Annotated in this window: 10 protein-coding genes and 3 pseudogenes; 1 reads left to right on the top strand and 12 read right to left on the bottom strand. The window is 35.6% G+C overall.

Annotation, left to right across the window (positions count from 1 at the left end; genetic code table 11):
* Window positions 1–9: 9 nt before the first annotated feature.
* From QFZ72_RS11850 to QFZ72_RS11840, 3 genes are all read right to left on the bottom strand, one after another.
* On the bottom strand, window positions 10–1,308 hold the full coding sequence (locus tag QFZ72_RS11850) for a CitMHS family transporter (protein WP_307433454.1): 1,299 nt from the start codon (window positions 1,306–1,308) through the stop codon (window positions 10–12).
* Window positions 1,309–1,730: 422 nt separating this feature from the next.
* Window positions 1,731–3,155, bottom strand: coding sequence for a sigma-54 interaction domain-containing protein (locus QFZ72_RS11845; protein ID WP_307433451.1), 1,425 nt, complete (start codon window positions 3,153–3,155; stop codon window positions 1,731–1,733).
* A 393-nt stretch (window positions 3,156–3,548) separates the two neighbouring features.
* A complete protein-coding gene (locus QFZ72_RS11840) occupies window positions 3,549–4,121 on the bottom strand; it encodes a GNAT family N-acetyltransferase (protein ID WP_307433448.1) in 573 nt (190 codons plus the stop codon).
* 58 nt (window positions 4,122–4,179) lie between these two features.
* Between QFZ72_RS11840 and QFZ72_RS11835 the strand changes: the two are divergent.
* Window positions 4,180–4,380: pseudogene (locus QFZ72_RS11835) on the top strand (GntR family transcriptional regulator); the annotation flags it as partial.
* Window positions 4,381–4,438: 58 nt separating this feature from the next.
* Here QFZ72_RS11835 and QFZ72_RS11830 read toward each other — a convergent pair.
* The 9 genes and pseudogenes from QFZ72_RS11830 to QFZ72_RS11790 form a co-directional block, all read right to left on the bottom strand.
* Window positions 4,439–4,531 (bottom strand): annotated as a pseudogene (locus QFZ72_RS11830) (hypothetical protein); the annotation flags it as partial.
* Window positions 4,532–4,600: 69 nt separating this feature from the next.
* Window positions 4,601–4,900 (bottom strand): annotated as a pseudogene (locus QFZ72_RS11825) (immunoglobulin-like domain-containing protein); the annotation flags it as partial.
* 286 nt (window positions 4,901–5,186) lie between these two features.
* Window positions 5,187–11,567, bottom strand: coding sequence for an immunoglobulin-like domain-containing protein (locus QFZ72_RS11820; protein ID WP_307433445.1), 6,381 nt, complete (start codon window positions 11,565–11,567; stop codon window positions 5,187–5,189).
* 20 nt (window positions 11,568–11,587) lie between these two features.
* Entirely contained in the window at window positions 11,588–12,583 is a 996-nt protein-coding gene (yjfF, locus tag QFZ72_RS11815; protein ID WP_307433442.1) for a galactofuranose ABC transporter, permease protein YjfF, read from the bottom strand.
* On the bottom strand, window positions 12,580–13,602 hold the full coding sequence (locus QFZ72_RS11810) for an ABC transporter permease (protein ID WP_307433439.1): 1,023 nt from the start codon (window positions 13,600–13,602) through the stop codon (window positions 12,580–12,582). Before QFZ72_RS11810 ends, yjfF begins: the two co-directional genes overlap by 4 nt.
* A 4-nt stretch (window positions 13,603–13,606) precedes the next feature.
* The gene (locus QFZ72_RS11805; protein ID WP_307433436.1) at window positions 13,607–15,121 is read right to left on the bottom strand and encodes a sugar ABC transporter ATP-binding protein; all 1,515 of its coding nucleotides are present in this window, start codon (window positions 15,119–15,121) and stop codon (window positions 13,607–13,609) included.
* A 103-nt stretch (window positions 15,122–15,224) separates the two neighbouring features.
* Window positions 15,225–16,241 (bottom strand): ABC transporter substrate-binding protein, encoded by a 1,017-nt coding sequence (locus tag QFZ72_RS11800; RefSeq protein ID WP_307433434.1) that lies wholly within the window; start codon window positions 16,239–16,241, stop codon window positions 15,225–15,227.
* A gap of 257 nt (window positions 16,242–16,498) precedes the next feature.
* The gene (locus QFZ72_RS11795) at window positions 16,499–20,305 is read right to left on the bottom strand and encodes an immunoglobulin-like domain-containing protein (RefSeq protein WP_307433431.1); all 3,807 of its coding nucleotides are present in this window, start codon (window positions 20,303–20,305) and stop codon (window positions 16,499–16,501) included.
* Between the two features lie 171 nt (window positions 20,306–20,476).
* Window positions 20,477–24,997, bottom strand: a complete 4,521-nt coding sequence (locus QFZ72_RS11790; protein ID WP_307433429.1) for a family 43 glycosylhydrolase — start codon at window positions 24,995–24,997, stop codon at window positions 20,477–20,479.
* Window positions 24,998–25,520 lie beyond the last annotated feature (523 nt).

Here is a 25,520-nt window from a genome sequence, read left to right as displayed (position 1 = left end):
TTTATCACCTCAAATAGTAATAGCTCCTGTTATTAATGCCATGATGGTCATGATAATTGTTGTTCCAAATGCCCATTTAAAAATAAATCGCTGATGATCACCTAAAGTAACTCCTGATAATCCTATAAGAATAAACGTAGAGGCAGTTAGTGGACTTAATGGAAATCCAGTTGTCATTTGTCCCAATATAGCTGCTCGACCGATTTCAATCGGATCAATACCGAAAGTAGAAGCTGTTTGACTAATAATAGGAAGAACTCCAAAATAATAGGCATCAGGTGTAAAGACTAAGCTGAGAGGCATACTCGTAATGGCTACCAGGACCGGCAGATAGGCAGCCAACGATTCAGGAATAATAGAAACCATAGAAGAAGCCATCCCATCAATCATTTTAGTTCCTGTAAGAATACCAGTAAAAATTCCTGCCGCAAAAATCATTGTAGAAACCATTACAACGTTGCTTGCATGACTTGATATTCGTTTTTGTTGTTCTTGAGGATTTGGAAAATTCACTAAAAGTGCAATGGCAAAAGCAACAATAAATAAAATAGGGAGTGGTAACCATACCTTGATTAAGGCTATTAGAAGTATGACAGTTAAGATAAGATTAAACCAAAAAAGCTGAGGGCGTTTGACCTCTAAAGTTGCTGCATGTTCTGTTATTAATTCCGCATAATCCTCCTCCATTTCAACAATGCCTAACCTATGCCTCTCTTTTTTTCCAAGCCAGAAAGCTGAAAACAATACCCACAAGATACCGGCAACCATGGCAGGTAAAACCGGATTAAATAGTTGAGCAGAATCTGCATTAAACGTTGTCATCGCTCTTGCAGTGGGGCCACCCCATGGCGCAAGATTCATGACTCCAGCACCCAAGGCAACAACCCCTGATAATATGAGAGGATTCATCTTTAACCTCTTATAAAGAGGAAGTAAGGCTGTAACAGTGATCATAAAAGTAGAGGCACCATCGCCATCTAACGATACAAGCATGGTAATTACAGCTGTGCCTATAACAACCTTCAATGGGTCTCCTTTAACTAAGCGAAGCATTCGAGAAATAATGGGATCAAATAAACCAGTGTCAATCATCAACCCAAAGTACAAAATAGCGAAGGCGATCATAATCCCTGTAGGAGCAACTTTTTCGATACCAGCTAACATCATTTCTCCTATTTCCAGACCAAATCCACCAATCAAAGCAAAAACAACAGGTACAATAACCAAAGCAATTAAGACTGATAAACGATTTGTCATAATTAGGTAAAGAAAAACACCGATAGTTAAAAACCCTAATAAACCTAACATCTAATCCCCCCAACTAATCATTCAATATTCACAAGCTCAACTAAAAATGGGATTTTTGATAGAGAAATAATAGTAGGTGATATATCTCCTCCTTTTTATAAAATGGATATTTTATACCTTTAATCATTGCAAGATTCATGCCAGAAAATAGATAAAATGAAACAATCTTGTTTTAAGTGCATTCTTATTAAGGATTTTTTATATCAAATACTGATTTACTGGTAATTAGAATAGGTAATTAAGAAAAATTTTCAAGAAACAAAAAGAAAGCGTTGTCAAAAAAACGCTTTCTTCACTCACTTTTTTATTTTTTAATTTCTAATATTTTAGAAATGCTGCCCAACTATTTCTTAGAAGAATCTATCATTATGGTGTATCTAATTTATTTCTAAAAAACTAGAAATCTTTCTAACAATTTAGAATTAAACGGTAATGTTATACCTTTTAATTTTATTATACAAGGTAGCCAAAGAGAGCCCTAATTTCTTTGCTGCCTTTTTCTTTTCTTCAATATCATTTCCAAATTTGCTTAAAGTCTCTTGAATGAATTTACGTTCCGTTTCTTCCATTACTTCCTGCAATGTTTGGCTAGATTCCAATTCTTTTTGAGTGGAAAATAAAAGGTTCTTTTCTTGTTTTATCATTAATTCTGGAAGATGATGAAATTTTATTTCTGTGCCTTCGACCATGCATGTTGCGTAATCAATAACATTCTTTAATTCCCGAACGTTACCAGGCCATTCATATGATTGCAGAAATCTTAAAGTTTGTTCATCAATAGTATATATAGAAGAATCTGTAGATGAATGTGTTGCAGACGATTGAATTAACGAATCAACAAGATCAGGTATATCCTCTGACCTTTCTCGAAGAGGCGGTATATGTAACCGTATCACATTCAATCTATAAAATAAGTCTTCGCGAAATTGATTTTTATTTACAAGTTGTTGCAAATCGCGATGTGTTGCGGCAATAACCCTTACATCAATATCACGTTCTATCGTTTCTCCAACTCTTCGGATTTTTCTCTCCTGAAGCACTCTTAACAACTTCGCTTGAAGATCATATGACATATCACCGATCTCATCTAAAAAAATTGTTCCATGATTAGCTATTTCAAATATTCCAGTCTTGCCACCCTTTTTTGCGCTTGTAAATGCCCCTTCACCATATCCAAACAACTCGCTTTCTAACAGTGCCGAAGGTATAGCTGCACAATTTACCGGAATAAAAGGTCGACCTTTCCGGCTACTTTTATTGTGAATAGCTTGGGAAAATAGTTCCTTCCCTGTACCACTTTCTCCAGTGATTAAAATAGGCAAATCCGATTCAGCTACTTTTCTCGCAACATAAATAACTCCTTTTAATCCCCCATTTTTACCGATAATTTGGTCAAAGGTATACTTTGCTTCATATAGAGAACCCATTTGTCTTTCTAATTGCTTTAATTTTTCACTTTGTTTTTTTAACTCTTGAGAGAGTTTATGTACTTCATTCAGACTTTTACAAACAGATACAGCTCCAATGACTTCACCATTAACAATAATAGGAGCCATATCAACCATATACTCTCTATCCTCCGTTTTCCGATAGACTCCCACCCTGCATTTTTTATCTTTCAATGTATCAGGTAATTGGGCACCAGGACGATATTCCCCTAATGGTTTTCCAATAATTTCAGGGGTGACCCCTGTAATTTTGGTATACTCAGGATTAATTAATCTAACAAGGCCTTGTCGATCGATCACAAGAATACCGTCATTAATAGAATTTATGATGCCATTCCACCACACTGCTTCTTTTTCTGAAGTAAAATCTGTTGAATGGTTTCCAAATGATTCATACATTAATTAACAGCTCCTTTCCCTTTTAGTATTTAATTATTTTCTTTATGGAATCCTTTTCATTTATATATACAATATTCTATTTGAATTAAAAGGGAAAGGTTTGGATAATCAAATTTATTACAATTACAAAGAAGTTCCCAGGAATTCATTGTAGAGGATCCCTTAATAAGAATGAATGCACAACGGGTTCAAGTCCCAGGGCGCCCGAACCTCCTACCCCGACTCCTAAAGAAAAACCTGTAAAAAATAGGCCAACCAGAAATGACTGGTTGACCTTATAAGCTATTGGGCCGTATAACGGAAGATCGTTCTGCAGCAGCTGTGTCCTGATATAGCAGAATAGCCCCCAATTATTAAATAAGACTATAATCATTCTCCAACTAATCGTGTCCCTTAATTAAGTAAATGTTCTTCGAAATGTTTTTTCACTTTGGTCCATTCATCCTTAATGACACTATACAGGACAGTATGACGAATTTTCCCTTCTTTTCGAATCATATGATTTCGAAGAATGCCTTCTTTTACCGCTCCAATCCGTTCTATCGCTTTTTGTGAACGGTAGTTTTCATGTCCTGTTTTTATTTGTACACGGTTAAGGTGCAGTTCTTCAAAACAATATTTCAATAATAAATATTTACAATTCGTATTGATATTTGTTCGCCAAAAATTAGGGTTAATCCAAGTTGATCCGATTTCAAAGCATTTGTGTTGTTTTGAAATATCGAGAAACCAAGTCGCACCAATTATTTTCTCTGTTTTTTTATTTACAATTACAAACGCAATATCAGTACCATGCTCACGTTTTTGTAAGGCATCTTGAACATATTGAAGGACGCGACTTTTCTCTGTTAAATCAACTGACATATGCTCCCATATACGTTTATCTTGCGTTGCTTCATAAATTCCTTCGACATGCTCAAGTTCCATTGGGATTAACTTTACAACATTATTTTCTGTTTTTTTCATTTTCATCACTCCTTGGATCTATTAAACCCTTTTTCTGGTATGATAAAAATAACCAAAAATGAATTTTAATATAATACCAAGGGATGATGAGATGGAACTTCAAATTCTGCTAACGGATGATAAAACAAAATATATGCAAATTTATGAACAAATTCGACAAGCGATTTTGGAAAAAACTCTATTAGCTCATTCTAAGCTTCCTGCTAAACGACGTTTGGCTGAACAATTAAACATAAGTATCATGACTGTACAAATGGCTTACGAACAACTACAGAGTGAAGGATACAGTTATTCTGTTGAACGGCAAGGATATTTTGTTGAGCGAGTTTACGACGCCCAACATCACCTTGTTTTGACCACTCAGTAAATTTTGGTACAACATCCATCTGTAAAAGTTGAATGATGATCGAACAGTTAGCACGGAAATAAGTATAGATATAACCTTTAAAGTCTTCTTGTTGAATAGCTTTTATTACGACTATATCAAATACCTTTTCACTAACTTCTCCATTAAATTGAAAGACTGCCGTTAATTTTACATTTTGGTCTGTAGATTGGCGTTTTACAACACCTAATGGAATCTCTCCACTTTCCCCTGTAGCTTCGTCAGTGATGACATTTGGATTAGAAGATTCCCATGTGATATTCACCTTATTTCCATCTACAACTATTTCAGTTGGTAATGTAATATTTCCACGGATATTCTTTTCATTTGGTATAACTACTCTCGATTTAGCTTCTACTAAAATTAGATTTTCCCCCTCCGCTTTTACAAGCAAACTCCCCCAATAACATGATACAAATTACTAAGTACGAAGTTAAAAATTAAGAAAGTTATAAGTATTCTTTTTACCATTTTCTTCATTACCTTCTTTCATTTGTTGATAATAGTTTATACTCACTTTTAAAACGCTTTCATATTTATTGAAATTTTAATTTTTTCGAGCTAAGTTTCGACCATATTGTATAAACTAGTTATAATATTTACCAATGAAAAAACTAGCTTTCTAGTCTAAGACTTGAAAACTAGTTCTTCTATTTAAACATTACTTTCAAAGTATGAATCTACTTCAATTGTTTTACTAAATTTATCAATATTTTTGTATTTTCTTCAGAAATTGATTTTCCACTTTGAGCTTTCAATTGGTTTTCATAAGCATTTAATTGACCATTCATCGCCTGATTATTATCCTTTGCTGCTGATTCTTTCGCAGATTGAAGCTTTTTCGCTAGTGATTCAGCGACTTCTTCTTTTGTGACTAAAGCTTCTGTTAAACGACCTAAACTATCAAAGTCAACAGTCACTGTAAATTCAATTTCAGCTTTCGCTGTATTGCCAGCGTTATCAGTTGCTGAAGCAATAACTTTATTTATTCCTAGCTCAAATTCATAGGCTGGCCCTTCAACATTTTCGCATTCTTTTGAAGCAATACCAGACAGTTCATCGCTTATACTGCAAGTGATCTTAATTGTCGAATCAACGGAATAAGTTTCTTGATGACCTGTAAATTCTATCACTGGTGCAGTAGTATCAAGAGTTATCTTTTGTTGGTATGACTCGCTGATGTTTCCAGCATGGTCTTTAAATTCAACAAAGACTGTTTTCTCTCCATCACCAGCTGGCAATGTTAATTCTTTTGATGAGTTAAATTCTTCCCATTCACTCCACACTTTTGCATCAGTTGAATAACGAACTTGATGAACACCGCTTAAATCATCCTTGGCTTCTAGAGATAAAGTGACAGTTGAATTATTCGTAAACTCTAAACCGTTATTAATCGTAAACTGACCTTCTGGTGGTGTAGAATCTTGTTGTTTCTCTACAGTGACGACACTAACTGCCATTAAACCGCCATCAACTGTTGTTGCACTAATTTTCGCGTTTCCTTCCTTCAGGGCAGTTACTTTCCCGTTTTCATCAACAGTAGCTACTTCTTCATTATTACTAGACCATACAACAGCTTTATTGACTGCGTCATTAGGTGCAACTGTTGCACTAAGCTTTCCTGTTTGACCCTCTGACAACGTCAATGTTTCCTGATCAAGTGTTACACTTGTTGGATGTTGTTCAGGTCCTGGGACTTTAACGGCTGGAACATTTGCAAGTATTGCCTCATGCTCAGCTTTTGTAACAGGGATTACTGTTCCATGACGCGGCCGTGCTGGTAAGTCATAGTCTTCAGACATTTTCCATTCACCTGACTGCAAATCGGTTGTTTCAAAAGGAACATAACCTCTACCGCCAAATTCATCAATAAACATATACCATTTTTCTTCTGTATTCGATTTGAAGATTGTAGGACCTTCACCTGCGCCAATTGAGCCTTTTCCAATTCCTTCTTTAATAAGCTCAAAGTTAGGGTCAAGTACGGAATCCCCTACCTCTTGGAAAATAAATTTACCGTTTGGTGTGGATGTTGTATTGTTTCTTTCATCCTTTGATAATCGATAAACTTTATCGTCATGTTCGATCATCGTTGTATCAATAACTGAGTATCCACGATCAATATATACTTCAGGTTCTGTAAATGTATAGAAATCTCGTGTTTTACTGTACATCATTTTGTTATAAGTGGACCCACTATGTTCTTCATTCTCGTATAGCTTTGAAGCCCAGAAAACGACATATTCTCCAGTTGAGTCATCATAAAAGATTTCAGGTGCCCACGTATTTCCTGCCTCTTTTGGTGCTACATCGACCATTCTTTGCTCAGACCAATTAATCAAATCAGTGGATTCCCAAACCATGATCGATCTACTTCCTGATCTTTGTGCTCGATCCCAATTCCAATCTCCATTGATTTTTAAATCTGTTGCAATTAAATAGAATTTATCTCCTTCAGGAGAACGAATGATAAACGGATCTCTAAGTCCCTTTTCCCCTAATTCAGACGTGATTGCTGGTTCTCCATTATTTAACTCATTCCATTTAAGTGGATTGTTCCCTTCACTTAAGGAGAAATAAATTTGCTCACCATTCGTGTAGCCTTCGCCTGTAAAGTAACTGAAAACGTAACCTTCATATTTTTCTTTTTTCGGCATTTCTTTGACATTTGCTAAAAATGCCTTTGTAATCGTTTCGTTATTTAATGTGATCGTTGCTGTTAACTTAACTTTAGTATTTCCTTCACCATGTTCAGGACGTTTTACCTCTCCAGTAGCTGTTATGATCTTTGAATCACTTGATTTCCATGTAATCGTTGACCCATTTTCTCCAGATGTCGGTAATGTTAAATTTCCGCGAACATCATGAATGTTACGCACCTTTAATGCTTCTGCATCTGTTCTGACTGCGACAGAATCATGCGGTTTCTTTACTACAGTTACTGTAAATTCTTTTGTTGCCTCGTTCTTTCCGTCTGAAATAGTTCCTGTAATAGTTACTGCTTGGTTTCCTTCTTCAAATGAAGGTCTAGTAACTTTACCTTCATTTGTAATAAAGTCCTGATTTTGTGATTCCCAAGTGATGGTTGTTCCGTTTGCTCCCGTCTTAGGGAATGATAAATCTGTTGTGATTTCATCTTTGGTTTCGTTCTTATTAATAATAGTTGAGTAGTCTAATTGTTTAATTGCATTTTGAAGTAGTAAACCATTCATTTTAGCAATTTTTGTATCTGCTGCTTCTTTTAATTTACTCACCTCTGATGCCGTTAAGGCTCCATTATATACTTCAAAATCAGAAATCATTCCGCCAAAGTATGGATCACTAGAATAGAATGATCGTCCGATAAATCCGCTTAATCCATTACCATTGTTTATCTGTGCTAATGTATAACCATTTGTAGATCCAGTTGCAACTTCAACACCATCAATATACAATTTCAATGTTTTATCTTCACCAGACATAACGGCTGTAACCAATTTCCACTCATTTGACTTTAAGGCACCAGTTGTTGCATTTGCCCCAGCCTCATTTTGCCAGCTTGTGATTCCAAGACCTACACGTGCAGATCGGTCACCTGAATTACGTTTTGGAGTCGTAAATAAATATTTATTGCTATCCTGACCTAAAGCAAATATCCATTCAGCCTCATTTTTGCCTTTCCAATTCACTAATGAAGAAACGGTCACACTCTCTAACCCGTTTAGTACACCTCGAGGCATCTCAATATACGAGCTTGTGGAACCGCCTTTAAAGCCGATAACTCCTGTCTCATCCCCTTTAATCAGTTCAGCGTTCTGAGGATTGACAAGCTTCCCTTCAAAATTACCTGTACCATCTACTACTTTTGTACCTTCAATATTGTTCATATCATAATCAAGAATTAACTCAGCTTTTTCCGGCTCCTCAACTGGAGGTTCCGTAACCTCTTCATCTGCTAAACTAGCAACTTCTTCAGCATTAAGAGCACGGTTATAAATTCTAAAGTCATCAAATTTCCCGTTAAAAAGACTGTGATTTTCATTGCTAGACTTACCTAAATAGTTCATCGTTGTTTCTAAAAGCATTCTTGGCTCTACATTATAAGTTGAGCTCCTTGAGACTTCTTTTCCATCTACATATAATACTGCATCAAATCCTTCAAGCGTCATCGCTACGTGATGCCAATTTGCAGTAGTAAGCATTGGAGCTCTCACAGCATATTTATAGGTACTTCCTAAAAGAGAATTTTGATTTGCAAATTTTTCGGTGAAAGGTGTAACAATTGCAAATTCCAAGTTACCTGAATCACCCTGTGTACTTAAATACATCGTATTGCGGTTTGCAACTCTCCCAGTATTAGAAGAAAAATCAAAAATTCGTTGGTTTGCTTGATCTCCCTGTACTTTAACCCACGTAGACATTGTCATACTTTCTAGATTAAGGTCTTTAATTGTATTTTCTGGTAACTCAACATATCCCGAACTTCCATCTAACTCTACTGCTCCTGTTGATTGACCTACTGTGTCAGTTGAATCAATCTTAGTTCCACCTACTAATTTTGCATCAAAACCATTATTGGAAACATCTTTTACAGTTGTTCCATCAATATCATCCTGATCAAATGTATAATGTACTACAGGTTCTTTAGATTGCTCTGGTGCAGGCATGCCATATTTATCTTGAAGGGCATTATATTCCGCGCGGGTGATTGGAATAACCGTACCATGTCGTGGTCCTGGTGGTAGCGCATATTCAGATTCTGGAAGTAAATTGTTGACAAATTGTGATCCATCTTCCAGATCTGTAGACCAACGAACATGATATGGCCAAGAATCTAAGAACATATACCATTTATCATCATGGATGTCTTTAAATATTGTTTGACCCTCATTGTTTCCTTGATGACCGATAAGTCCTCTGTTTCCATCTTTTGTACCTGAAATCACATCGTATTGAAATCCATTTTCCTTGATTCCATCTTTATCATTGAAGATATCTGTTGCTTTCTCGTAATACACTCTGTAATTCACTTCTGATTTTGTAAATCGATAAAGAGTGTCGTTATTTTGGACGATGCTTGTATCAATCGTAGGGAAACCTTCATCAATAAACACTTTCGGTTCAGAGAACGTATGGAAATCCCTAGTCGTTGCATAATACATAACATTGTACTGTCCTGCTGGTCTTCCATTAGGGTAATTACCATATGTTTCTTCATTTTTCATCGATGAAGCCCAGAATACAACGTATTCGCCAGTTTTTTCGTTATAAATAGCCTCAGGTGCCCAAGTATTTCCACCAGTTTTAGGAGCAACTTCTACCATTCGTTGTTCGCTCCAATTTACAAGATCGTCCGACTCCCATATCATAAGGGAATGACTTCCAGTTATTTGCGCCTGGTCAAAATTAGTGCTCTCACCCATTTTTAAGTCAGTTGCCAACATATAAAATTTATCTCCTTCAGGAGATCGAATGACAAATGGATCCCTAAGCCCCTTTTCACCCATATTTGACTGGATAACGGATTGACCATTATTTAATGCTCGCCATTTTAATGGATCTTCTGCTGTAGCGAAGGAAATTTCCTCTCCACCTTCATATTCTCCAGTGAAATAGGAGAAGAAGTAAGCATCATAAGTCAATTTGCCAGGATCTTTTATTACGTTAAGATTGAATTCTTTTTTCGTTTCAGCTTCTCCATTAGAAATTGTTGCTGTTAATGTAACCTTTGTATCTACTTCAGGTCTTGTTACCATGCCAAGTTGATGCGCATTATCAGTTGCTTCTGCAGATCCTTTAACAATTAATGGATTGGAAGATTCCCATGTAATGGAACTCCCATGTTCACCTTTTACTGGTAAACTTAAGTTTCCTTTTACTTGATTTACGTTTTGTAAAGTTAAGTTTGAAGCATCCAGCTGTACTATTTGTTCATCCGCATACTCTTTTAAAACGGTTACAATAAATGGTTTCTTTGTTGCAAGTCCTTCATAAGAAATAGTAGCTGTTAATTCAACTTCTACATCCGATTCTGTTTTATCAGGACGAGTAACTGTTCCGTCATTTGCAACGACTTCAGTGTTACTTGAACTCCAAGTAATATCTACTCCATGCTTGCCCTTTGTAGGAAGTGCGAGATTATTCGTTATTTTATCAGTGCTTTCATCACTGCTATCTAAATATTCAGCAATATCAAGAGATTCTGAGGCATCATTTATAACAAGCTGATTGATTTTAGCTATTTTACTAGATGTTTCTGTATATAAATCAGTCACCTGTTCATCTGATAATGCACCATTATATACTCGGAAATCACCGATCATCCCTTTAAAATATGGATCATTTTTAAAGATTGATTTTCCAAGAAAACCAGAAAAGTCTGCTGATGGATCAATAATCTCCGATAACTTTTTCCCACCTGCTGATCCTGTTGCTACCTTAATTCCATTTACATATAATGTCATCGTATTCGATTTTTCTGAGAAAACAACAGTTGCAACTTCCCATTTTCCTGCTCTCATTGTCGATGTCCCTTTGACTAGTGATTCATTTCTCCATCCAGCTTTGGAAATCCCTGTTGCTGCTACATTTCCTGAACCATGTCGGGGTGTAACAAAGAAATATTTATTCCCATTCTCCGCATCATCTGTTGCTGCACCTAAACCAAAAATCCAACGGTTTGCTCCGTCATTATTCCAATTCACAAGTGCTGAAATGGTTACATCTTGTAAACCAGTTAATAAATCTGAACCATTCTCACCTTTTGGTATTTCAATATATCCACTTTTTGAAGTTGAACTTCCACCATTAAAAGAAACATATCCAACTTCATCATTATGAACCAAATGACCATTTTCTGGGTTTTTGAATGTTCCATCAAATGCTACATCATTACCTGATACATCCTTCATAGTAATTTGATCACCATTTTTAACGTTTGATTTCATATCATAATGCAGAATCAATTCAGGGGTTGTAGAATTCAATTCTTCCGCAAATGATGATTGTGGGACTAATCCTGACAAAGTTTGAAAGATCATAATAGATAATAGAAAGATAGAAAATCTTTTTCTATTTTTCATTTTTTCACTCCTTTACTATATTAGTGTGACGATACTGATGTTTGATTCGTCTTACTTCTAGCTACTATTACTCTTTGCAATACAATAAACAATAATAATAATGTTCCAATTGCAATCTTTGTCCACCAAGAGCTTAACGTTCCCTCAAATACGATAACGGTTTGGATAATACCTAAAATAAGTACCCCAACAACACTACCTGCTACATATCCTGCACCACCTGTGAGCAATGTACCACCAATTACAACAGCCGCTATCGTATCAAGCTCTAGACCGTTTGCATGAAGTCCATATCCTGATAACATATAAAAAGTGAAAATTATGCCAGCAAGGGATGAACAAAAACCACTAACTGTATAAATTAAAATTTTTGTTTTCCTTACAGGTAGTCCCATTAATAATGCAGATTGTTCACTTCCACCTAATGCATAAACATTACGTCCAAATTTAGAGAAGTGAGCAACAAAAATTGCTGCAATTACTACTAGCATAGCGATTATTACACTTATGGAAATAAAATTCCCTCCACCAACTGGGATTCGAGTACTAGCCATAAAACTAAAAAATTTATGGTCGATCGTAATTGATTCAACACTAATTAGATAACATAGCCCTCTAGCAAGAAACATTCCTGCAAGTGTAACGATAAATGGTTGTAAATTAAAATATTGAATCAGGCATCCCATACAAAAACCAAGTACTGTACCGACAAGTAGACTTATTGGAATAACAAGGGCTGGTGATAGTTGGGTATTCATTGTAAGACTGGCTGCTACCATACTTGTTAACGCAATGATGGAACCAACAGAGAGATCAATTCCCCCTGATAAAATAACAAATGTCATTCCCACTGCAACAACGATCAAGAATGCGTTATCAATAAACAAATTAAGAAAAACTTGTGTTGAAAAAAATCCAGTATATCTAAGTGAGCCAAAAATAAACATCACGATAAACAATCCGATTGTTGCTATTAAAGGGAGATGTTTAGAATCTAATTGTAATTTATTCGTCATGATACCGACACTCCCTCACTTTTCTTTTCTGTTTTTTTCGCAGCAAAAACACCAAATACTTTCGTTCTAAACTCAGGTGATTGCAAAAGACAAACAATTAATACTACAATTGCTTTTACGACAAGGTTTATTTCTGGAGCAATTCCAATAGAATAAATAGTAGTGGTTAAACTTTGAATGATAAGAGCACCAATGACTGTTCCCATCAAGTGAAATCTACCACCATTCAATGATGTTCCTCCTATTACTACAGCTAGAATAGCATCCAACTCATACCATAGCCCAGCATTATTTCCATCTGCGCTTGCTACATTTGAACTTAAGATTAAGCCAGCGATTCCTGCACATAATCCGGAAAACACGTAAACCATTAATAAAATATTTTTTGAATTTATTCCTGAAAGACGGCTTGCTTCTGGGTTAGTACCTACTGATTCAATAAATAACCCAATTGCTGTTTTTCTAGTTAAGAGTGAAGCAACTGCCAACACAGCAGCTACGATAAAGATTGAAAAAGGTAGCATTAACAGGTATCCACCGCCAATGAACGTATATGGATCATAATATACTGTCATTATTTGACCATCTGTAATTAATTGTGCAATACCACGACCTGCAACCATGAGGATCAATGTTGCAACGATTGGTTGAACCCCAATTCTGGAAACAAGTACACCATTCCATATACCAGTTAATACAGAGATACCAATAACTAAACCAATTGCAGTAAATAGTGGCACTAAACTATCTCCACTTGCACCACTTACTGTCATAGCACCTACGGCACCAGCCATTGCTATGACGGAACCAACTCCGAGATCAACTCCTTTTGTAGCAATTACAAGAGTCATTCCAATAGAAACCAATAACAATGGAGCCCCTCGATTAAGAATGTCTATTAGACTACCAGTTAAATAGCCATTTTTCACTTCAATTGAAAAGAAGTTTTTATCAAAAAAAAGATTGATTAATAGAATGATTAATAAAATGACTATTGGCCAAAATAATTTTGATTTCATCACGTCATCCCCCAGCCATTGCCTTCATTATGTCTTTTTGTGTAATTTGCTGATCATTCACAATTTCGGAAACTTTCTTATGATCTCGTAGGACAGCAATTTTACGACAAGTACGTAACACTTCTTCTATTTCAGAAGAAACAAATAAAATCGACATACCTTCTTTACTTAATGAAAGCATTAATTTTTGAATTTCTGCTTTAGCTCCTACATCAATTCCTCTTGTAGGTTCATCTAAAATTAATAATTTAGGGTTCGTAATCAACCATCTAGCGAGCAAAACCTTTTGTTGATTTCCACCACTTAAATTTTTAATTAATTGCTCTGGATTTGGCGGATTTATATTCAATAGTTTGATATATTCATCTGCAATTTCAATTTGCCTTTTCTTTGGAATATATTTAAACCATCCTTGGATTCCTTGCATAGCTAGGATCATATTTTCTCTTATTGTTAGGTCAGCAATGATTCCCTCTGCTTTGCGGTTTTCAGAGCAAAAAGCGACTCCATTGGAGATAGCTTGTTTAGGGGAAGAAAGATTTGTTTTACTACCATTTATTTTGATTTCACCGGTATCAGCTTTATCTGCACCAAACATTAATCTTGCTAATTCCGTTCTACCTGAACCAAGGAGTCCTGCAAGTCCGACAATCTCACCTTCATGAATATCGATATCAAAAGGGGCAATTTTACCTTTTTTTGAAATGTTATTTCCTTGCAAGAATATCTTTTTCTTATCAAATACATTCCTACTAGTTCCTCTTTCTGCGCTTTTAAGCTCATTTAGGTCTTTACCAATCATCTTAGAAACTAATTCAAGTCTTTCAATTTCATTTGTCTTATATTCACCAATCCATGTACCATTACGTAAGACCGTTAGTCGATCTGTAATTTCATAGATTTGATCAAGGAAGTGACTAACAAAAACAATTGCTAAGCCTTCTTGCTTTAATTTTCGAATTACATTAAACAATTGGTTAACCTCATTTTGATCAAGGCTTGATGTTGGTTCATCCAAAATGAGTACTTTTGCAGATACTTTTAGGGAGCGCGCAATCGCTATCATTTGCTGGATTGCTACAGAATAGGATGACAATAGCTTAGTCACATCGATACTTAAGTTTAGTCTTGTTTTCAATAACTCTTTTGCCTGTCTAGTCATTTCTTTCCAATCGAGACGGCCTCTTTTCGTAATTTCTCGACCAATAAAGATATTTTCTACTACTGATAAGTTTGTACATAAATTCACTTCTTGGTATACCGTGCTAATTCCTAAGTTTTGCGCTTCAAGTGGATTTGTAACGCGAATGGATTTACCTTCTAGAGTTACTGAACCTTCATCAAACGTATAGACACCTGTTAATACTTTAATTAATGTCGACTTCCCTGCACCATTCTCCCCCATCAATGCATGAACCTCACCAGGATATAGTTTTAACTGAACATTTGATAAAGCTTTAACTCCTGGGAACTCCTTTGTTATTCCTTCCATTATAAGTACCGGAGTCTGTTTCTTCACAATTTCTCCTCCTACAATCTCTTATTTTAAGAGCCACTAGTTAGTTAATAGTAAAGGATATACTACCTATCTAGTGGCTTTATTTGTTATTTTATTCCCTAGTTTAATACTCTCGTGTTGGGAGTAATTCCTCAGCTTGATCCATTGTATACATGCTTTCTTCTACAGCTACACGCTTTTCAATCTCTTCACCAGCTAAATGTGCTTCAATTAAATCGACCATTTGCGGACCAAACAATGGGTTACACTCAACTGTTACGTTCATTTTACCTGCTGCCATTGCTTCGAATGCACCTTTTACTGCATCAACACCAATGATTTTAATATCTTCACCTGGTTTTAATCCGTACTCTTCAATTGCTTGAATCGCACCAATTGCCATATCATCGTTATGAGCGTATAAAACATCAATGTTGTCTCCATCTGATTTTAAGAACGCTTCCATTACCTCTTTTCCTTTTGCACGTGTGAAGTCACCTGTTTGAGATTTGATGATTTTAAGATTTGGGTGATCTTTGATTACTTCTTCAAACCCTTCTTTACGGTCAATAGCTGGTGCTGAACCTACTGTACCTTGAAGCTCAACGATATTAACATCGCCTTCTTCATCCTTAGTTTCTTCCACTAACCAATTCGCAGCTTTTCTACCTTCTTCAACAAAGTCTGAACCTAAAAACGTTACCCAAAGTGAGTCATCTTCAATATCAACAGAACGGTCTGCAAGAAATACTGGAATCCCTGCATCCTTTGCTTCTTGTAACACCGTTTCAAATCCTGTTTCAACAACTGGAGAGAAGACAATTGCATCTACTTTTTGGGCGATGAACGAACGAATGGCCTTAATTTGATTTTCTTGTTTTTGTTGGGCATCTGAAAATTTTAATTCATGACCTGCAGCTTTAATGGCTTCTTGCATTGACTTCGTGTTTGCTGTTCTCCATTCACTTTCAGCACCGACTTGTGAAAAACCTATTACTAACTTATCACTAGACTTAGAATCTCCTGAACTAGCACCAGATTCTGTTTGCCCCCCTGTACCAGATGAGCTACATGCTGATAATAAGAGCATAAGTGCCATCATAAGAAGTAAAATCATTTTGCCTTTAACTAACTTTTTCATAATATGAAACCTCCCCTTCTTCCTACAATTTTTTAATTTTTTTGAATTTGTATAATCTGATTATAAAGCGTTTACACACTATAGGTGAATGGAATAACTTTCGAAAAAATTGTAAATTCATTTTGTCTTTATTAATCTTAGACTATTTTAAACTTCAAATTCTTTTTAAAAATTGCATTATTTTTCTCCTAAACTCCTGAAAATGAAAAAAATCCCCATTAAAAAGTTCAGGATTCCAAATCCTGAACTTTTTTAATTTATTTAATATGATCTACTAAAGATATTAATAATTTTGCCTGTTTCTCAGTCAATGATTTACCAATTTGGGCATTCAGATGATGTTTATAGGCTTGAATTTGGCCATTCATTGCCTTTTCATTCCCTTTAACCGACGACTCTTTTGCAGTATGAAGCTTGTTGGTTAATGAATTAGAAATGCCTTTATCTGTTACAAATGCTTCAGTTAATCGACTTAAGCTATCATAGTCAACTGCTACTAGAAATTGAATGTCGATTCCTGCTTTATTACCAGCTTTATCAGTTGCTGCAGCAGAAACCTTATTGACTCCTACCTCAAAGCTATATGCTGGTCCTTCAACACTTGGACATTCTTTAGAAGCTACTCCTGACAACTCATCGACTATATTGCAAGAAATCTTAATAGACGAATCGATTGTATAAGAATCTTGATGACCCTTAAATTCGATTACAGGAGCAGTAGTATCTAATATGATTTTTTGTTGGTATGTTTCACTGACATTTCCAGCTTGATCTTTAAATTCAACATATACTGTCTTCTCACCATCACCAGATGGTAACGTAAATTCTTTTGGTGTTGTATACGCTTCCCATTCTGTCCATTCTGTTGCGTCAGTTGAATAGCGAACTTGATGAACTCCACTACTGTCATCGGTAGCTTCAAGTGATAAGGTAACAATTGACTCATTTGTGTATTCCTCGCCAGAATTAATGGTAAAGTGACCTACTGGACTTTCTGTATCTTTTTGTTCTGGTTCCCCTACAATTATGGTAGCAGTAACCGTTCTATTTTCAGGAAGAATCTCTCTTTCAGGTATCATATCTAAAACAGGTGTACCATCAGCTGCCCAATGTACTATTCTTGCAGATACATTTCGTTGACCGCCCCCAGCAGGCATCGTGTGATAAATGTTAACCAAATTTCCATACTCATCTAGTGTATATGAATTATGCCCTGGTCCATATTCTCCAGGTACAGATTCTGAGTTTAGAAGCGGATAACTATTTTTCGTCCAGGATGCAGGGTCTAATAAATCACTATCTTCATTTGCTGTTAACAAACCTATAGAATAGGTAGTATCTACTCCTGAAGCTGAATATGTGAGATATACCTTATCTCCATGTTTTAGGACAAATGATCCTTCTACTACTTCTGTTGTCAGACGCTCCCATCCATAATTAGGTTTGTTTATAACAACAGGATCGGTCGTTAACTTCCATGGCTCTTCAGGATTAATTTTCGCAATTAAAAGGGTAGAAATTTCATCCGGAGTTCCCGCCGGACCTCCATAATTATAAATGACATAATGTTCATTTTTATGCTCTAAATAGGTCATGTCATAAGTAAGACCTGATGTTGAAAGGAATTCACCATCTTTTTTGAGTACCCTTTTTGGTGTTTCCCAGTCTGATGGTGAGATTGGATTTCCACCATCCTTTAACTTCATTACATAAGATTGAACGGTATACCAATGCGGACTGCCGCCAGCAAAGAATACATATAAATCACCATTAATGGTATGGAATTCAGGTGCCCATAGAGAACCAGATAACTCTCCTGATGGATTACGGTTGAATATTGTATTAACTGGTGAATCTTTTAAGCCTAATATTGTGTCAGCTTCCCGAACATCTAGAGAAGTAAAACCGCTTTCATTAGTAGCGATTAAATAATATTTACCGTTATACTTAATGACACCTGGGTCTGCATATCCTTTTATCATCTCTTTTGGATAATTTGTTTGTTTTACAGTTCCGCTAACTGTATAAGTACCTGACTCGCTAAAATCAATTTGATTAAACTGCTCCTCACTCCAATTCACTACTTTATCTGCTTTTGATCCATCACTATAAGAAGCAGTAACTTTCATATTTTTGAGATCATCAAACGTAAATTCTTGATTGTTTTCCACGTTAACCTCAATGTTCGAAACACTCGTATTGGTTACCTTTGCTAGCTTATTTGTAATTACTTTAGCTTCTACCTTTGTAACTACAATGCGATTACTAGGAATTGAATTATCAATATTTGTATTTACTTCATTTATTCGAATCTTAGCTCCTTCTTTTGGCTCACTAACAGTCATAAAATCTTGTGTTGTATTATAGTAGCTCTTTCCAGTTGAAGTTTTCCATTCAATACGATACTTATCTGAAGAAGGGTCATATTCAACAATTGGCTTAACGACTGTTTCATTTGTGTTTAATGATATTAAACCTACTTCTTCATATGAAATTAAATCTTCTGATTTAAATAATAAAATAGATGACTTTTCAGCTTGGCTTTGAGAACCACCCTTGGTGGATCTAGTAGCAATTACACCAAAATTTCCGTCCTTCATTCTAAAAGTGTAGGGATTCACTAATTTTTTTGTTAAACCTTCTTTTGCACTCCCAGCATTAAAATCAGCATTTGCAAATAATACACCCGTATTATTATTTAGAGCAGTATAGCTCTCTCCATCTTCACTATAACCCATGTGCATAGCATCTGTGACAACACTGCCACCAGCACGATGATAGCTTAGAATATAAGATGCAGATGATTCAATCACTTTTACATGGAATTCTTTTTTTATTTGTTGGTCTTTATAAGAAATCGTTGCAGTTAATGAGACTTCCTTCATGCCTTCTGTAGGTGAATGAATGTTCCCATCTTTGTCAATAACCGACATATCACTGCTTTCCCATGAAATAGACGTTAGGCCACTAGTAGTAGGTAACTCATCATCCTCTGTAAGTACATATGGAATGAATAACTTATTTCCAATCGTTTCAATAACATTGGCTAAAGAAACAAGAGTTACAGTAAATTCTTTTGTGGCTTTGTAACCATTTATTTCAAGAGTTGCTGTTAATTTTGCTGTCTGTTCTTCATCACTTAATGTAATGACACCAGTATTTGAAATGATACTTTCATTACTAGACTTCCATGAGATGGTCGAACCATTACTTCCCGTGGCAGGTAAGGTCAAATTACCTACAACTGCGGAAGTATTACCCAAAGTAAGATTTTCTTTGTCTTGTTGTAGTGATAACTGGCTAACAGACTCCTCATATACGTTACCTACATTCATATCGTCTAATGCTTTACCATAGATACGTAGATCTTGGTAGGAACCTGCAAACGTATGGTCATTTAAATAATTAGATCTCCCTATATATGCATTTAATCCAGTACCAAAATCACTTGTTGTTCTCGTTTTATTTACAGTGCCAATCTTCTTCCCATTGATGTATCCTGTCACAGAGGTAGGTGTGATCACTGTTGTATAGTGGGTCCACTTCCCATTGTTAGCTGTTGTATTTGTGGATGTAACCCCCACTTCAGTACTCCAAGGGGCACTGCTGTTTAAAGAGTTGGTAAATACCGATTTAAATTTGCCACTTGGATTGGTTGGATTGAATAACCAATAATCCCCAGGAACTCCACTTGCATTTGCCGGTGTTCCGAAAAACAATGCAGAATAATTTCCACTACCTGTATTACTTTTCAGCCACGTAGAAATAGTTAAGCTATCTTGATTATCAAACAATCCATCTGGTAACTTAACGTAATTTGTATTGCTATTCGTTCCACCAGGTAAAGTTAAACCATCTGTAAAGGTGATATTCCCAACAGCTTCTCCATGTTTTTCGTTACCTGAAACATCTTTAATATCTTCAATTAAAGGGTAGTGTGCTAAAAGGTGTTCGTCATTACCTACTGTCGATTCTTCTGCTGCTAATATAACCTGTTGAGAAAACAAACTACTCAACAGTAGTATTGAAGCTAAGACTAATAGTTTACTATTTTTGAAAATCACTCTATTTTTACCTCCCCAAAGTAATATATGTTTATTTACATACTTTTTTATTTGACAAAAAGGTATAATTTCAATAAAAAACAGATAATAAAGGGAAGCGCATTTCTTCTATAACAATATGTGCTTCCCCTCAGTTATCGTATTCGTACCAATTGAATCTACCTAAATATATTAATTTTTTAGTAGATCAGCAAAAGATCCTAATAGATCGCTATTTTGTTCTGTTATGGATTTTCCACTTTGAGCCTTAAGTTGATTTTTATAAGCATTTAGTTGACCAGCCAATGCCTCTTTATTTTCCTTGGCTGCTGATGCTTTTGCCGATTGAAGCTTTTTCGTTAGTGAATCTGCAACTCCTTGTTTTGTTACAAAAGCTTCTGTTAATCGACTTAAACTATCAAAGTCAACTGTCACTGTAAATTGGATCTCTTCTTCCGCTTTATTACCAGCTTTATCAGTTGCAGAAGCAGTGACCTTATTTACACCTACCTCAAAGCTGTATGCTGGTCCTTCAACACTTGGACATTCTTTAGAAGCTACTCCAGACAACTCATCGACTATATTGCAAGTAATGTTAATAGTCGAATCGATTGAATAAGAATCTTGATGACCCGTAAATTTGATTACAGGAGAAGTAGTATCCAGTATGATCTTTTGTTGGTATGTTTCACTGACATTTCCAACTTGATCTTTAAATTCAACATATACTGTCTTCTCACCATCACCAGATGGTAATGTCAATTCTTTTGATGTTGTATACACTTCCCAATCTGTCCATTCTTTTAAGTCAGTTGAATAGCGAACTTGATGAACTCCACTACTGTCATCCGTTGCTTCAAGAGATAAGGTAACAGCTGACTTATTTGTATACTCCGCGCCAGAATTAATTGTAAAGTGACCTTCTGGACTTTCTGTATCTCCTTTTTCTACATAAACTGGTTCAGTTATCCCTTTTAACGTTGGTTTGACTTGTTTTATCGTACCATCTTCATTAAATTCCATCTTATCAATGACAACTTCACGGTTGAAGCCATTACCATCAGGAATTGCATGTCGGGCATAAACAATATAATAGTCATCAGTGTTCGGTATATTTAATACTGAGTGATGACCAGGTCCCTTAATTCCAAGGCTTAAATCTTTACTAAGAATGACGCCTTTCTTCGTCCAAGGACCCATTGGAGAAGTTCCTGTTGCATAAGCAACCTGATAGTTCTCACTACCAGTATCATCCTCTGACCACATTAAGTAATACTTACCGTCACGCTTAAAAACAACAGGAGCCTCTCTAAAATTCGCAGGTGTCATATTAACTGGATCCTGGGAAAATGAAACCATATCATCGTTTAGCTTCGCACCAAATAAATTTCCATTCCCCCAATAGAAGTAATACTGTCCATCATCATCTTTAAATACATATGGGTCAATCGCTTGACCTGGATATTTTCCACTTGGCACTAATGGTTTGCCTAAAGCATCTTTAAACGGTCCTGTTGGAGATGTGGATGTTGCTACACCTATGTTGGCGTCTGCAGAGAAGTAGTAGTAATACGTCCCGTCTTTGTCTGTAATGGTAGGTGCCCAAGCACGGTTATCTGCCCAAGTTACATCATCTGTTGCAAGATCTAAAATGACACCTTCATCCTTCCAATTGATTAAATCCTTTGAAGAAAACGCTTTAAATTGTGAGCCTGACCAGCCATCAAATCCATCTGTTGTAGGATAAATATAATACGTATCACCAAAAACAGCGATTTGTGGATCTGCATAAAGTCCTGGCAATGTACCTGATGGATACATCTCCAATTTCACGGTCCATTCCTGCTTGTTTCCATCTTTGTCTGTCACTGTATATGTAACAGGGTTTGTAAAATCTTGTGTTTCACCTGATGCTGGAATCACTGTAGAACCAGGTAAAAGAGTAATAGTCGGTGTTAACTTTGTTATATCTATATCTTGTCCCTCTTTAATATGAACAGCAATTGTATTTGCTTTCTTATCAATCTCAGCTTGACCTTTTTGACCAGGAACTTGGAAGTTACCAATACCAGTCGGTTCAATGGTCATTTCAAGGATCTCAGCTTCTGAGAGAGCACGATTATAAACCTTTACATTGTCGAAAGATCCTTTAAAGTATTGATCTCCTGAATAGAAGGATTTTCCTAAGTATGCTGATAAATCTACTCCTAAGTCCCTCATTGCCACTGTTACATTGTTATTCTCAGCTACAAGAATACCATCCTTATACATCTTCATACTTGTAGGTGTCATGACAAGTTTGATATTCATCCACTTGCTCTTAATGGAAGATGTACTCGTTTTAACCTCTTGCTCGCTAGACCAACTGTTTACCGTAATGGCATTTCTTATTTCACTATCACGTGTTCTTAAGAACATATATTTTTGGTTATTCTTACCTACTGTAAAGGTAAAGAAGTTTCCTGATACTGTTTCAGCTTTAATATCCATAGAAATGGATACTGTATCTCTTCCATCAAAGAAACCGGTCGGGAAGGCAGCAAACGTATTAGTCGTACCATCAAGAGATAATACGTTAGAGTCCTTTTCTTCATCCTTTATATAAGTTGCATTGCCATTCAATGTACCAGTATAGTTGTTGCCTGAATCATCCTGAATCTTGTTGTCTGTTATTGTTTCTTCAAAATTGTACTCAAGGATTGGCTCTTTTTGTTCTTCTTCGTCAGGTGATTCGACCACTTTGTTCCATTTTGCCATGACAGCTTCGTACTCTTCTTTAGTTATAGGTAAAACAGAACCATGTCTCTTTTTGTTAGAGTCTAAGGAATAGTCTGAAGTTGTTAACTTAGTAAATTCACCACTTGTTAGATCAGTCGTTAGTAACGGAAGATAACCTTTTCCTGTTGCATACTGATCGACCATTAAATTCCATTCTTCTCTATCATTAAATTTAAAAATTAACGGACCTTCTACATCATGCCCTGTTAATCCTGTTGAATCTTGAATTGTTCCCAGCTTTGACCATGTGCCAAGTATTTGATCACTTTTTTCGATCGTAATTTGTCCATCACCTGAGTAACGGTAATACATATCATTTTCTTTAATGATCGTTGTATCAATTATATGAGTATCACCTGGACGGTCAATAAACACCTTTGGTTCGGTAAACGTATAGAAATCTCTAGTCTTTGCATAATAAATATTATGTGGTTCAAATACCCCTTGTTCATTACGAATCGTAGAAGCCCAAAATACAACATATTCGCCTGTTTTTTCATCATAAAAAGCTTCAGGTGCCCATGCATCGCCTGCTTTAGGAGGAGCTACTTCAACCATCCTAGGTTCAGACCAGTTTACTAAATCAGTAGATTCCCAAATAATAAGAGATTTACTACCGGCAGTTTGCGCTGCACCCCAGCCTTTTCCATTCGCAATACGTAAGTCTGTTGCGATGATATAGAATTTATCCCCTTCTGCTGAACGTAAAATATAGGGATCACGCACACCTTTTTCACCAATATCAGATGTTAATACTGGATTACTTTCATTTAAATCTTTCCAGTTTAATCCATCTTCACTACTAGCGAAATAAATCTGTTCCCCGATATCGTGTTCACCTGTAAAATGAGTCATTAAATAATTAGTGAAATTCTTTTTTTCCGTTTTCGCCTTAACAGTAAGTAGAATTTGCTTTGTATCACTTACTTGACCAGAATGAATAGTCGCTGTTAATTTTACATGTGTATCAGAGTACTGTCTTGTTACAACACCAGCGGGAATATCATCATAATTTTCATTTTCTTCATTATTTACACTTACTACATCGGGTCTGTCTGTTTCCCACGTGATTGATGCTCCTTTATCAGAACTTGTAGGTAACGTAATATTGCCGCGGATGTCATCTGCATTTGGGATTATTAAGTTAGCTTTTGCTAATTCAACAATTTCCACATCAGTTAATGTTGCATTTTGTTTCACCTCATCTGCCGATAATGTATAGTTGTATACTTTAAAATCAGCTAATTTTCCAGTAAAGGCAGCATCAGGTTCAAATAGTGATTTCCCAATAAATCCAATAGAATTTGCTGTAGGATCAACACCTTCTTTCAAAATGTCCATGACTGAATAAGTATGTGGGAGAGTTCCAACTGGTTTCCCATTAAGATAAAGAGATATTTCTCCTTCTTTAAAAGTCGTTGTGAATGTATTTTTTTCTCCTGAATGAATCGTTGCATTTTGAAATAGAAGCTCCTTATCGGAGTTCTTAATCCCAAATCTAACAGAACCATTTCCTTGTTTTGGATTTAAAAAGATATAATTTTTCACATTAGGCCAAACACCTGTCTTATTACCAATACTATAAAGCCAATGTGAAGCACTTGTGCTTGTGCTAAATGTTGTTTCAATGGTGAATGTTTCATCATCAATAAGCCCCAAAGGTAATTTTACATATTTAGACTTATTACCAGTGAAGTTTAAGACCTTATCGTTTTCTTCTTCTAAGAAGTCTCCTTCAGTAAATCCAACATATTCTGCATCAAATCCACTGTTCGTCACATCTGTTAACTTACCATTAGCTATTGACATATCATAGTGTGCAATTAAGCTGTCTTCCACATTAACAATCTCCTCTGCTTGAATCACTGGTATTGGGAGAAGTGAAATTATTATTACTATTGTCATAAATAGTGATAACCACTTTTTACCCTTCATAGCACTTTACCTCCTTTTCTAATAACGCTTAACGATCTGTAAGAAACTTAATAATAGAAATCTCTCTATTATTTATTTATAGACCTTACTTTTTTATGACATCACCTCCTTCACATTAGGAATAAAGTTTAAAAAGTTTCCCTTTTAAGTATTGATTTGTATATTACGAAATGGATGTAGTTCTATAAAGATAAGTAGAATTCAATTAATCTACTTATTAACATGAGAAAGGGTGCTTTTATTAGATGAATAGAGAAGATCTAAAGAGGTAGATGAAACTATAAAGATAGTATTTTGTTCGTTGTTATTTTTACTGGTAAGTAAAAAGGCAAGTAATTACTAGTAACTTAAATACGGTTTACAAATGATCTCTTAAATAAACTGTTCCCTCATGAACTTGATACCCTCCTAATTATAAAGCGTTTACATACTTGAGGTTAATGGAGTAACTTTCGAAAATATTGTAAATTCATTTTGTATTTTTCGATTTAAGCGTTCAAAAACTTCAAAATTTTTTGATGCA

This window comes from Bacillus sp. V2I10 (assembly GCF_030817055.1).
Lineage (GTDB): Bacteria > Bacillota > Bacilli > Bacillales > Bacillaceae > Bacillus_P.
This window is presented reverse-complemented; position numbering and strand designations above follow the sequence as displayed.

Coding starts and splice junctions, on each gene's coding strand:
- QFZ72_RS11810 (WP_307433439.1), bottom strand. CDS start 13,602: ATGAAATCAAAATTATTTTGGCCAATAGTCATTTTATTAATCATTCTA.
- QFZ72_RS11845 (WP_307433451.1), bottom strand. CDS start 3,155: ATGTATGAATCATTTGGAAACCATTCAACAGATTTTACTTCAGAAAAA.
- QFZ72_RS11790 (WP_307433429.1), bottom strand. CDS start 24,997: ATGAAGGGTAAAAAGTGGTTATCACTATTTATGACAATAGTAATAATA.
- yjfF (WP_307433442.1), bottom strand. CDS start 12,583: ATGACGAATAAATTACAATTAGATTCTAAACATCTCCCTTTAATAGCA.
- QFZ72_RS11820 (WP_307433445.1), bottom strand. CDS start 11,567: ATGAAAAATAGAAAAAGATTTTCTATCTTTCTATTATCTATTATGATC.
- QFZ72_RS11850 (WP_307433454.1), bottom strand. CDS start 1,308: ATGTTAGGTTTATTAGGGTTTTTAACTATCGGTGTTTTTCTTTACCTA.
- QFZ72_RS11800 (WP_307433434.1), bottom strand. CDS start 16,241: ATGAAAAAGTTAGTTAAAGGCAAAATGATTTTACTTCTTATGATGGCA.
- QFZ72_RS11840 (WP_307433448.1), bottom strand. CDS start 4,121: ATGAAAAAAACAGAAAATAATGTTGTAAAGTTAATCCCAATGGAACTT.